The sequence below is a fragment of the Acetobacter sp. ESL1128 genome (genome assembly GCF_058505085.1).
Genome location: NZ_CP196369.1, coordinates 1214461 through 1226634, shown reverse-complemented (window position 1 = coordinate 1226634; position 12174 = coordinate 1214461). Strand labels below are relative to the sequence as shown.

Annotated in this window: 7 protein-coding genes and 3 pseudogenes; 5 read left to right on the top strand and 5 right to left on the bottom strand. The window is 55.5% G+C overall.

Annotated elements, in window-relative coordinates; translation table 11 throughout:
* The first annotated feature begins 25 nt into the window (after positions 1-25).
* A pseudogene (locus ACSYTG_RS05695) lies at positions 26-778 on the top strand (IS5 family transposase).
* 437 nt (positions 779-1215) lie between these two features.
* Here ACSYTG_RS05695 and ACSYTG_RS05690 read toward each other — a convergent pair.
* Positions 1216-2730, bottom strand: a complete 1515-nt coding sequence (locus tag ACSYTG_RS05690) for an MBL fold metallo-hydrolase (protein WP_489784115.1) — start codon at positions 2728-2730, stop codon at positions 1216-1218.
* A gap of 378 nt (positions 2731-3108) precedes the next feature.
* Positions 3109-3540: pseudogene (locus ACSYTG_RS05685) on the bottom strand (efflux RND transporter permease subunit); the annotation flags it as partial.
* A 22-nt stretch (positions 3541-3562) separates the two neighbouring features.
* On the opposite strand from ACSYTG_RS05685, the pseudogene ACSYTG_RS05680 reads away from it, so the two are divergent.
* Positions 3563-3925, top strand: a pseudogene (locus ACSYTG_RS05680) (OB-fold nucleic acid binding domain-containing protein); the annotation flags it as partial.
* A gap of 443 nt (positions 3926-4368) precedes the next feature.
* Here the strand turns inward: ACSYTG_RS05680 and ACSYTG_RS05675 are convergent.
* Positions 4369-5130, bottom strand: coding sequence for an SDR family NAD(P)-dependent oxidoreductase (locus ACSYTG_RS05675; RefSeq protein WP_489784114.1), 762 nt, complete (start codon positions 5128-5130; stop codon positions 4369-4371).
* A 102-nt stretch (positions 5131-5232) separates the two neighbouring features.
* On the bottom strand, positions 5233-6132 hold the full coding sequence (locus tag ACSYTG_RS05670; RefSeq protein WP_489784113.1) for a LysR family transcriptional regulator: 900 nt from the start codon (positions 6130-6132) through the stop codon (positions 5233-5235).
* Positions 6133-6406: 274 nt separating this feature from the next.
* Between ACSYTG_RS05670 and ACSYTG_RS05665 the strand changes: the two genes are divergently transcribed.
* The 3 genes from ACSYTG_RS05665 to ACSYTG_RS05655 all read left to right on the top strand — a co-directional run bounded on the left by ACSYTG_RS05665 (position 6407) and on the right by ACSYTG_RS05655 (position 10372).
* Positions 6407-7495, top strand: coding sequence for a protein NO VEIN domain-containing protein (locus tag ACSYTG_RS05665; RefSeq protein ID WP_489784112.1), 1089 nt, complete (start codon positions 6407-6409; stop codon positions 7493-7495).
* A 306-nt stretch (positions 7496-7801) separates the two neighbouring features.
* The gene (locus tag ACSYTG_RS05660; RefSeq protein ID WP_489784111.1) at positions 7802-8758 is read left to right on the top strand and encodes a hypothetical protein; all 957 of its coding nucleotides are present in this window, start codon (positions 7802-7804) and stop codon (positions 8756-8758) included.
* Positions 8759-9019: 261 nt separating this feature from the next.
* Positions 9020-10372: an AcrVA2 family anti-CRISPR protein gene (locus ACSYTG_RS05655; protein ID WP_489784110.1), complete on the top strand. Its 1353-nt coding sequence runs from the start codon at positions 9020-9022 to the stop codon at positions 10370-10372.
* Between the two features lie 369 nt (positions 10373-10741).
* Here ACSYTG_RS05655 and ACSYTG_RS05650 read toward each other — a convergent pair whose 3' ends face one another.
* Positions 10742-12169: a DUF8370 family protein gene (locus ACSYTG_RS05650; protein WP_489784109.1), complete on the bottom strand. Its 1428-nt coding sequence runs from the start codon at positions 12167-12169 to the stop codon at positions 10742-10744.
* Between the last annotated feature and the right edge of the window lie 5 nt (positions 12170-12174).

Here is a 12174-nt window from a genome sequence, read left to right as displayed (position 1 = left end):
TCCCCTTCTTTGGGGAGACAGACGGATGCGACGCTACGGTTTACGCGTTGATCAGTGGGAGCGGATAAAGGATCTTCTTCCCGGTCGTGAAGGTCATGTCGGCGACACGGCTGCGGACAACCGTCTGTTTGTGGAAGCCGTGCTGTATCGTTACCGTGCAGGCATCCCCTGGCGTGACCTTCCTGCCCGCTTTGGCGACTGGAAAAACGTGCACCGTCGTCTGCGCCGCTGGTGCGAAAGTGGCGTGATTGAAAGGATCTTTCGTTATCGGGCAGCAGATCACGATAATGAATACATGATGATCGACAGCACGATTGTCCGGGCACATCAGCATAGTGCTGGAGCCTTGAAAAAGGGGGTGCGGATCAGGCCATCGGACGATCACGAGGCGGACTGACTACAAAAATCCATGCCATCTGCGATGCTCTGGGCAATCCGGTGGAACTCGATATCACGCCTGGACAGAATGCCGATATCACCAGGGCAGAACCGCTGCTGGAAAACATCGACCCGGATGCCTTCCTCGCCGACAGGGCCTATGACGCAGACAGGCGGATCGATCGGCTGGCAGAACGCGGGATTACCCCGGTCATTCCACCCAGACGCAACAGAACGACACAACGGAACACAGATTTCGCTCTACAGAGAGCGAAATCTGATCGAAAGGTTCTTCAATAAACTCAAATAGTTCCGCGCTATTGCAACCCGCTATGACAAATTGAAATCGACCTTCCTCGCAGCAGTTCAGTTCGCTTCAATTATCATCCTTCTTAACTGACGACACGCCGTAGTCCATTTTTTACTATATGGCGTAATGTTTTAAAATTTTCCTGTTTTGGGAAGGGTATTTATTGATAATCAATTAAGGAGATGATATCGAAATCCAGCTTCATTACCATTCTCACGTATGCCCGCTTTTCTTTTGATGCAACCTTAAGCTGACCGTCAGCTTCCCTCCCAAATGTGCTTGTCGGCTTCAAGAATTAAGCAGACAGGCGGCCATCGCCTCATGTCGGTCATCCTGGCGGTTGGGAAAGTTTCCCGAAAGCTGACATGAATTATTCGACGCTCTGCCGGAAAAGGCGGATAGCGGACGAGGCGCGCCAGAACCGGATGAGAACTACGTCTACGCCATAGCCCTCTTCAGCCCGCCTTCGGTAATTGGCTGCCGTCGCGACAGTCTGAGTTTCGGGAAAACATATGGCTAACTAGGCGTCAGCACCATTCCTTAGCCAAGTCTGAGAGCTCTCGCTCAGCATATTCTAGAACTGTGGCTCCGCTAACCTGCATGAGCGATGTCTCGCGGTCGTCGGATACGATAGCGACCGGTCGGCGCTCAACGACCGTCCAGACGTTCTCGTGCAGGGGGTCCCCCAACTTCGCGCGTCTGCACGCGAAGAGGAGACAATCCTCTTCCACGATGTCGAGAATATCCTCGTGGAAGTTCAGATGAGAGCCGTGATGCGGAAGCATCAGTGCGCCGATGCGGCTTTTTAACGGCTTGTAAAAAGTGCACCAGTCGTTACGCCTGCCGACCTGCGCAAGCTTCGCATCGCCCGTTAGCAACCAGCCGGGACCAGCCTCGTGTCTTTTCTGGCCTGCCCGCAATGGCTTGCGGCTAAAGTAGACCCCATCCCGGAACGGCCCGACGTAGAGCGACATGGATACTGCATTCGCGTCGCCCAGTTCGTGCTCTTTGTAGGTAGCTTTAACCTTGGTCGGAAAGTCTGTCTCTTCCATCTTGCGATGGAAGGCCGCTATCATGGTTTCGTCCTCTCGTCGCTCGAGCAGTCCGTCAAACGCCGCTCTGAACGCGTCACGCGCACTCTGCTTAGCCGACGTTACATACGGGAGGAAACACCAATCCCCGAACCGGCGACCGAAATGCGTCACCATCCAACCCGAACCAGAGTCGACCACACTGTGATCATCCGCGGCGTTGACCGCATCGTCACTCTGACGAACAAGTACAGGCTTCGCACCTTCGACGTCCTCTGATAACTCAGGCCCGTCGCCGGGGCCGTAACTCAGAAGCCTGGCCCCATCAAAGCCCGGTCCCCCCGGGCGAACCTGTATCACCGACTTCGCACCAAGCTCAGTCAGCCAAGCGACCGGGTCGAACAGCGCCTGGGTCAGTCCCGGCGCCACGCTAGCCCCCGCTTCCTCGCGGTCCGCTAGTGCGCCAGCGAGAATTATCGCACGCTGGAGATCGTCAAGATACGGGATCACGACCGTGTCGACCTCCAGCGCAGACATCAGCTGCACGATCCCGGAGATATGATCTCGATCGAAGTGCGAAATGAACAAGAGGTCGATGCGCCGCTTCGCGTCGCCTGGCTCGCCCGCCAAAATGCCGATCTCCTCTGAGAGTCTCTGCAGTCCCTCGGTTCGAGAAGCGCCACAGTCGTAAACCCAACGGAGGCGCGCACTGCCACGCCCCATCGCACCGGTGTGGAATCCCCCGTGCCCGACGCTGTGCTGGCGCATAACGACGAGCGGAGTGAATGCCAACTCCGCCAGCGGGGAAAGTATCAAGTCCACCAAACTCGCGCCGCGCTCTTCCAGAGCGGCCACCAGTTCTTCGCCCGCTTCGGAATTGTCTGAGTGCCGTTCGAACTCCCTCATGAACTGAAGCCCGTCGGCTCCATGCGACCAGTTGTTGCCTTGTTTAGATAGCGCAATGAAATCTTCGGCAAGGGCGGCAATCGACTTTCGTGAGTTCGAGATCACCTGTCATTTTTCCCTTCGACTAAATTGATTCTGCGTTGCGCTCGGTCGGTTCGTGCGAACCGAGTGACATATTCCAGCATAAGCTGTTGCTCACATCAACTCTTCTAAATGTCTTAAAGGTAGTCGAAAGCTGCCGTACTGCCGGGCAGGGTAAGCAGTTATCAAGCAATAGCATGGAAACGGCGGCTTGCTATACTGCACGAGATATGCGGTGATCGGCGGCAATATCGGGTTATGGAGGGCAATCGGCGAACTATGTAGGTTCGAACACTCAAACTGAATCAATTGCCTGACGCTTGGCTGTTTTATGAGTAAATGTCCGATTTTATCGATCGCCCTACACAAAGTCGACCTTCCGTTCTCCCCCCATAGTTGCCATCAGACGCTTCTATCTTTCCCCCACTGTGCACATCGTCCCACCAGCAGATAGAGCGCCGGCGTGGTGAACATGGTCTGGGCCTGACTGACGAGCAGGCCACCAATCAGCGCAATGCCCAGCGGCTGGCGCAGTTCCATGCCATAGCCGCCCATCAGCACCAGCGGCAGTGCGCCAAGAGCGGCGGCAAAGGTGGTCATGACAATCGGGCGCAGACGCAGCAGACACGCCTCGCGGATGGCGTCCCGTGGCGTCATGCCGCGTTCGCGTTCGGCATGGATGGCGAAATCCACCAGCAGGATCGCGTTCTTGAGCGAGATGCCGGTGAGCAGCAGCATGGCGATCACCGCCATGCCCGAGAACAGCAGCCCGAACAGGTCGAGCGCCATGACAGCCCCGATCCCGGCCGAGGGGATGGTGGAGAGAATGGTCACGGTCCCGCCCCCGTTTGTCGGTAAGGCGCTGGCGGCAAAGGACGGGAAGCGTCTCACCGTAGCGGGACTGGTGCTGGTCCGGCAGCGACCAGGATCGGCGGAAGGCGTAGTATTCCTAACGCTGGAGGATGAGACGGCCAACATGAACGTCATCATCTGGCCGGACATGTTTGACGCCAACCGACGGGTGGTGCTGAGCGGGCAAATGCTGGCCGTGAAAGGCATGCTGCAGAAAGAAGGCGACGTCGTGCATCTGGTCGCGAAGGAGATCACCGATCTGTCAATATTGCTAGCGGACGTCGGGAACCGATCCTCCGTAGATACCAGCGCCAGCATAGACTCAGGCAGTGAACGTCTCGTCGTCCGATCGCGCAATTTCCACTGAGCAATGAGGCTTGGAACGGACATCACGCTATCGTGATAATGCCACGCTTTGAGCTCTAACTACGCTGCGCTTTCAGTCCCAATTGCATCCTATACGCATCCTGTGCGTAGAGCAGAAACGCAAAAGGCCGCCCGTAAGGCGGCCTAAGCGTTCAATATTAAACGTAATTTCTGGTTGCGGGGGCAGGATTGCTTCTCAGCTTGCGGCAACCGCAAGTTGAGAACAAAGCGGGATTAATAGGCTGTTTTAATGAACTTTTTTCGGCACACGCATGACCTTTTACTGAAATAAATGCCCCCTACCCTCACAAAGCGTAAAGCTTATGCATCCAGAGTTATGTCCGCTTCCGCCTCATCCCCGTCATCCGCTCGGTCATAGCCCGTTCCGCAAAGCAGACGTGGCCATGACGAGCAGCGAGAGAGTGGAAAGCGGAAATGATCTGATCAGGAGGGAAGAACTACGCTTTTCCCACCATCGGCCATTGTGATTGACCCGACCATGAAGCTGGCCTCGTCAGATGCGAGAAAGGCTATCACCCTTGCGATCTCCTCTGGCTGAGCCGCACGTCCGATGGGGGCGTGTTTGCCATAGTCTGCAAGGGCTGCTCGGCCGTCTGCATGAATATGGTTGAGAATATTGGTCACGGTATCTCCAGCGCCCACGGCATTCACCCGGATCCCATGACCGATTGCTTCCACTGCAAGGGTTCGGGTGAACTGTGCGAGAGCCCCTTTTGATGCGGCATAAGCTGCGATCGATGGAAATGCCTGAAAGCATGCGTAAGATCCCACATTGACGATAGCTCCGCTACCGTTCGGGATCATCGCACGCATCGCCTCACGCGAGTGCAGGAATACGCCCCTGATATTGACGGCGAAGATGCGGTCCCAGTCCTCAAGAGTCATGTCCACCACCAGTTTGTTGATGATGATGCCCGCATTATTTACGAGAATATCCAGCTGACCGAACTTCTCGACCGCCGTTGCCACGGCCAGTCGGGCAGCGCCTTCTTCTGTCACGTCCCCGACGAGCGGGACGATGCCAGGCCGGGCCAGAGTGTTGACACTGGGATCGCGGTCTTCCGCAATAACCGATGCTCCACGCGCATGAAGTAGTTCCACAGTTGCGCGACCGATCCCGCTTGCAGCGCCGGTGACAATCGCGACTTTGCCTGCAAAATTTCCTGATGTGTTTTCCGGATCCATACAAACCTCCTGTGATGTCGAGGACATTATCTGGAGTGACCGGGCCATAAGTTTAATCCCGGATATTCGGGATGAGTTATACGGCTGGGCAGGTACAATCTGTTACGGCTTCTTTGCACCGCGCACGGCGGCAATAAAGGTCTTCACCGCAGTCGACCGATGACGGTGTGGGTGATAGTAAAGCGCAAAGCCAGGAAAAGCGGCGGAATACTCCGTCAGCAGGGGAACAAGATGGCCGGCCTCAATGAGCGGCTGGACCTCGCTCTCAACCCATAATGCAATGCCCGCACCAGCAACGGCGGCATCAAGTGCGGCCCGCTGATCATTGAAGGTCAGCGGGCCGGATACGGCTACGGAGAACCAGACGCCATTTTCGTAGAATTCCCAGTTGTACAAGGCAGCGTGCCCCGGCCAGCGAAAGCCGATGCAGAGATGATCGCGGAGTTCACGCGGATGGAGTGGTACCCCGTGCTGATTAAGGTAGGACGGGGCGGCAACGGCAATCTGCCGCAAACCGGGCTGAAGCGGAAACGCAATAGCATCCTGATCCAGCATCTCTCCAAGCCGTATGCCTACGTCGAACCGTTCGTGTACGATGTCCACGCTAGCATCATCGATCTGCACCTCGACGCTGATCCGGGGGAAACGTCGGACAAAGTCAGGCAAGAGCGATTTTAGGAAGAGCTCATAACCAAGACGTTGGGCGTGAACTCTCACCGGACCAGCGATTTCGCCGCCCATTGCACCGGCCTCGCTTATAGCGGCCCCGATTTCTTCGAACGCCACGCCGAACCGCGCCGCGAGACGTTCACCGGCGGGCGTGGGGCTGACACTGCGTGTCGTTCGGTTCAGGAGCTGGACGCCAACAAAGTTTTCCAGTCGGCGGATCGTTTCACTGAGCGTTGAACGCGATACACAAAGTTCTCTCGCAGCGGCGACAAAACTGCCGCGATCGATAATACAGCACAGTGCGCGAAGATCAGAATAATAGCGGTCAGACATATCCTTCTTTAGCACAAATCGACCAGTTTATGGGGCCAAGGGCGATTGATCGTCCCAACCCAGAGGATCCGTCAGTTGGGAGTGTGGCGGATTGACGGGATACGCCTCATGTCGGACATTCGAGCGTTAATGGTAATGCCGCGAAAGCGGATATTGCTAAGCTAAGCGCGATAGACTGAGTTTTGGTGCATTTCTGCCATTCCGTCGCGGCTTGTTGCAGGGCAGGTCTAGCCAAGATACCGGTTTGTCTAATCGTAATACGAAGGGTGACCCAATGAACCGTCCGTTGATCGTGCTGCACGGCATCCATCTCAATAACTATGACGGCAGCCTGGAAGGATTCTATGCGGGCGGCTTCAAGTGGGCGGCGGAGAATGGATGGGGCGGGGAGGTCCTGAATTTCAAGCCGACCTCTGGTCGCTGCTATGGGCATGTCGAAATACTTGAGAATTCGCTCCACATCGAAAAGCTCGGGACCACGCCCACGAGCGATTCCATCGACAATGTTTTGGTCGTCTGGACCGCGCCGGATCCGTCGCCTCGTCGAGGGAGGATCGTCGTTGGGTGGTACGACAACGCCACGGTCTATCGTGATCGCCAGCAACCCAAGGGCGCGCTGAAGCGAGCGAGGACCTATCGCGATCCGTACTCGCATGAGCCGCACACGCTGTCGTTTCAGGTCGAGGCGGATGAAAAGGATTGCCATCTGCTTGCGCCAGAGGAGCGGGTTCTTTGGATCCCGCCGCGCAAGAAAGGCGACAAGGGTATCCCCGGCCAGAGCCCAGTCTACTTTCCTGAGCTGCAGGCAGAGGTCGGGCCTGAGATCGCACGTCGCATCCGTCATTTCATTGAGACCGGTAAAGCATTGCCGCTTGCGGAGGCCGTCTCGCCGAAGTCCGGAAGCAAGGGGCATCGCTTCCAACCAGATCCGGAAAGGCGCAAGGAGATCGAAGGTGCCGCGATGCGGATCGTGACCGACCACTTCAAGGTGCTTGGCTACAACGTTGACGACGTCTCGACAGCGAATCGGGGATATGACCTCGTCGCCGTTCAAGGCGACGCTACGCTTTGCATCGAGGTGAAGGGCCGGTCCGGCAGCGCGGTGGTGGCAGATTTCACCTCCAACGAGTTTGACAAGATACGTCTCGAGGAACGCGGGAAGTTCCTCGATGGGAGCTATCGAATCTGCATCGTCACCGATGCACTAGGCGAGCGTGCCAGCCAGAAACTGCACCATTTCTGGTGTGTCACGCCGCCCAACGTAGCGCAAACTGCCTCGCGGCAACGCATTTGGCAAAACGTCGACGGAAAAGGAACGCTTGAGCTTACACCGCGTGAAGCCGCCCAGGGTCGGGTGCGCTGAGTAACTAGGTGAAGTATGACGCGGTCTCCGTGTCGGCCACCATCGCTGCGACGTTACCGAGAAGATTTTCACCAATCGAAGCGGGCTGTGGGTGATACTTAAGGATCGCCGCATCCACTTGAACGTGGTGAGCCTTGGTCTGACCGAGACCGTCGGGCTCGACGATCTATTCGTCGACGGCGGCCAAAGGGCGAAGGCGCGAAGCGCTTCTATGAGCGAGAGAGTTTTTTACCATTTTCAGATCAGCCGATGAAGCTTTTCCGGCCTATGGCGGATATTGAAGTATTGTTCAACTAAGGGGGGGGCGTGGCGGATTCCGACGGAGAAGAGCCTGAGAAATTGACATTCAAATTTCTGCGGGGCGTAGAGGCTGATGCCGGCGATCTTGAATGGCCGGCCGGTGCCGATGTCGTCAGGAAAGCGTTGTCGGAATCTCTGAATGCAAAGAACGTAGCGTTCCTGCTTGGGGCAGGATGTTCGTCGTATTACGTCAAGGAAACTGACGACGTGCTCGGCGATGACTGGCGGGAGGTTGGCATCCCGACCATGGTGCCTCTTGCCAAGGAGTTCACGAAGGCGCGGGCCGCCGACGAGGCGGGGTTCCCGACCGCAGTCGAACGGAAAGTCCTTTCTGACGAGTTGGGGATAGATATCGGCGGGAAAGAGTATGCCCGCAACCTTGAACGGTTGATGGAACTGCTGTTCAGCCTTCGGTTCTCGCTTTCTCGAAGCACGCTTGCGAAGGCGGAAGGTAATCTGAAGGTCGTCAATTCGATCATTAAGAAGGTGCAGGCTTTCCTCTGGGACAAATGCACGAACGGAGCGTTTGCCAATGGCGACAGCACCGTCGGGACGCTCTACGAAACATTCTACAGAAAGCTGGTCCTGCGTGATCGCTCGCTACCGCGTCCGTGGATTTTTACCACCAACTACGACCTTTTCAACGAAACGGCGATGGACCGGCTTGGCCTGCCCTATGCCAACGGCTTCTCCGGTGTGGTTGAACGCCGCTTCAATCCGGCGACCTTCCGTTATGCGCTTGCCGAGCAGCTTGATCTGACCAACAGGAAATGGTCGGCTGTCGATGGCTTTGTCTATCTCGGCAATCCTTGCGCAAGAACTGCCGAGAATGCACGTTCCGGCTCTTGTCAGGCTGCTGGATCGTGCACGCCTGCCAACCTGGCGGATCTGGGCCGAAAATTCGCCGTTCGAATTCAAAGATCTCCTGAAGGCTCGGGGATATCGTTGGAACGGCGAAGATAATGGCAAGCCCCGGTCTTGGTATTTCGATGTTGCTGACGCTGAAAAGGATGCAGAAATATCCTATCTTCTACGTGAAATATATCGATACAAAGCAGATATAAAAACTGTTCGTGTTACTGCATACGATCGTTTTTCTAGCAGAGTTTAGGCGATGTATCGTCTCGATTTCCGATTAAGATGAACATTTGTTATTGGGTATGAGTGCAGACCGGCAGTGAGCTAAATCTATCTTTGTTGGGGGCGATTTTGAAGAATCCGGCCGTGAGGCTATCTCAGTTGCACGCTTGGCGTCATGAAACTGAATTGCGCGGTTTACAACCTCGGCTCGATGCTTATTGGGCAGTCGATAGTAATAGGCCGGACGGTACCGACGCAGAGCGGGAAAACTATTACCGACAGGTGGTGGCGCCTCACGAAGATGCCTTTCTTGCCGATTTCCCTCAAGGTGTGCCGGAAAGAACCGCCTGGGAGGTTATCCTGCGTGAAGAGAATTGGCGCTCGGTGCTCCGAAACTGGCGCCACGATGGTCAACAAATATTCGAGTTTGCGCCCGACCTGTTGGCAATGCTGGCCGATACGGACGTGGATGAGTTACCCATCCAGAATCTGCGGATGCCATACGACACGTTCTATGTCGCTCTTGCGCCGGGACATTTTTTGCCCGACTACAATCGCGACTGGGTCATCGATGGATTCTATGTCACGGCTGAAATTTGCCTGGTTGACTCTCTCCGGATGAAGCCCCGTCCTCCGAACGAACTGATCGCTGAGCAGAGGAAGCAATGGGCGGATCTTGAGCGAATACCAGGCGCTCTGGAGAGTCTGCGTAAGGACGACTCAGAAAGTTTTGCAAGCTTTGACAGTTATATTGCGAAGCTATTGGCCGAAAATACGGCTGCCCAACAGCTTTACGACCGATACCTGCTAGATCCCGATGCGGTGATGGATGAAATCGCAGAAAAGGTGGATATCCGCGGTTCGGGTGAGTGGTGCTCATACTTGATGTTCACGGTGGATTTCACGTTCCGTCGGCGTAATCATGCTCCGGCGTCACTTTCATTGACCGATCTTTTGGGCCAGCCAACGCTCCGTGCGCACTACGATTTTGTCTCGCACCGCAATACGGTTGGAGATGGCATCGAACGCGGTCGTCGATCGGCGATTCCAATGGATACCTTTAGAGAAGAAGACGGGCATCCTGACGATCTTCGCAACGTGATTTCCGATCCGACGGTGCTGAAGGAGGTCACGAGACTGGTGTTCAACCTCGTCTGCTACTTGAATTATCCCGAGCGCGCTCAGGAAAAACGACTAAACGATCCGCGTGTCCATGAAAAAGTCGGGCAGGCCAAGGGCAAAGCCAGAAAAATGGCAGAAGCGCGAGCACGTCAGGACGGTTGCCGCTGGATCAATTTCTGCGGCTATCGAACGTCATTCGAGAAGCGAAAGACGCTCGGCGGGACAGCCGTTGGTCACTGGCGCCGAGGACACTGGCGGAATCAACGGTTTGGGAAGGCGCTGGCAGAAAGCAGGTTGCTGTGGATTCGCCCAACGATGGTTGGAGCCGACAAGAATATCATTGACAGCCGTCCGACGCTTTACGGAACGTCCTAGATGATGCTTGGGACGTCATGATAATGGCCGGGATAGTAAGGCATCCGGCATGAAAGAAGAGATTTCTTTTTCAATGTCATGGCTGGCTGCTCGACTTTCTCTGCGTGATTTGGGGGCTCTTGGCTATAATCCGAAAAGAGTTCGCCAATAGAGTAAACCGCACCGGGATTGTTAGATAGGTCTGCAACTGGTTGCACTGCCCCTAAAGCAGACCGACCGCTATCTCCTTCTGAACTGCCTGTCCGCTCAAGGAATATGAAGCAGACAGGCGTTACTCGCCTTCTTATCGGACATCGAAAGCATTAAAGATCTGACCCAAAAGTGGACACGAGCATGCCTGCTTCTAGCTTCGGAAGATCGTTGCGGGCTTTAGTGCCGCTTGCTTGCCGACGCCTTTCGCTGAGCATCTATTACAATGATTTCGGACGCCCGCTCGCCCGCATCTAGACGTGCATTCCGTATGCGTTTGATTTCACTTAGCTTCGTACCAAGATCGCCGTAATCTATGATGACAAACAGGGCAAATTCGGTCTGCGAAGCAACCTTGTAGAACTCAAGCTGCTTCTCATAGCCATGTACAACCGTGCCGCCGGATCGCTTCATTTCCACCAGTACACGGGCCGAATAACCGCTCGAGAATTTGAAGTCGATCGGTCCGCCGCCCATATTCGCCTCAGGCGAAATGTCGAGGTCGTTCGCCTTACAGAAAGCATCAGCGATCGCGTAATAGATGAGCTGAGAAGCGCGCTCCTTTTTCGGCTTATCACCTAGCCAAAGCTCTTCCCACAGGTTTCCTGCCTCCACGTGCCGCTTGAACTGCGCAACCGTGTCCTTGACCACTCGCATAATTTCGTTAGGTCCGAGCTTCAGGTCGTAGGCCGATGCCTGCTTCAGCCCTGGGAACCCGTCCGCAACGATCCCCTTTAGCCGGTAGTAACCGAGCGCGTCTAAATTGGAATCGTAGTTGCTGACATTTGCCTTCACGGCTGCCAAGAAGAAGTCGAATTCCTCCGGTGATTCTAGTGCCGCGTTCCGCAGCGCCTGCTTACGGTCGACAACTGTCGGCCGGATGATACCGCCGAGAAATTTATTGACCCGGTCGCGGATGCGCGCATTCTCCATCGCGGCTCGCTCGATATCCGACCAATCATTGGCAATCGGCAGTTCGCGCACAATGTCTTCGGGCACCAGCACGATCGAGATTGTGCGGCCGGACAACGTTTTGAACCGGGGCAGCTTATGGCCCATGTCGGTTTCGAACAACGGCACCCCGTTCGCCTGACAGAAAGCTTCAGTGATCGCGGCGAGGTCATTCATGATGACGGTGGTAGTTAGGTCGCTGATAGTGTCTGGCCCGACATCTTCCTCGAAGAATCCCATTAAAGAGATCATCTCAGGGTCTCTTGCGCCAAGCGTGATGATTTCTTTGCTCGTACGCAGGATTGCCTCACAGATGTACTGAGGGCGTGAACTACCTGAGCGTCCACTTCCTCCATAGCCTAGGCCGTTTTCAGGCGGCTCGCTCAGGTCGAGTTGGCGGCGAGCGCCCTTCCATGCGGCATCGTTCTCGGCCCCTGAGATCGCCAGCATTCGGACCAGCACCTCGAAATGGCGGCGGAAACGGTTAATGGCCGACGTGGCAATCGTAGTATTACTGGATTTTTCGAGCAGCACTGGGTCGATAAAGAGCGGCACATCGACATTGAGGAAAGGATCGATAAGACCGGCAGCCGTTATCGTTTGCGCCGGTACGTCGAAGTAAGTTGAAAATAAGATTGGGTTTTGTACGAGAGCCATTATCT

What these genes read in the sequence shown, in the direction of transcription:
- ACSYTG_RS05675 (WP_489784114.1), bottom strand. Translation starts at nt 5,130, where the DNA reads ATGGATCCGGAAAACACATCAGGAAATTTTGCAGGCAAAGTCGCGATT.
- ACSYTG_RS05670 (WP_489784113.1), bottom strand. Translation starts at nt 6,132, where the DNA reads ATGTCTGACCGCTATTATTCTGATCTTCGCGCACTGTGCTGTATTATC.
- ACSYTG_RS05665 (WP_489784112.1), top strand. Translation starts at nt 6,407, where the DNA reads ATGAACCGTCCGTTGATCGTGCTGCACGGCATCCATCTCAATAACTAT.
- ACSYTG_RS05650 (WP_489784109.1), bottom strand. Translation starts at nt 12,169, where the DNA reads ATGGCTCTCGTACAAAACCCAATCTTATTTTCAACTTACTTCGACGTA.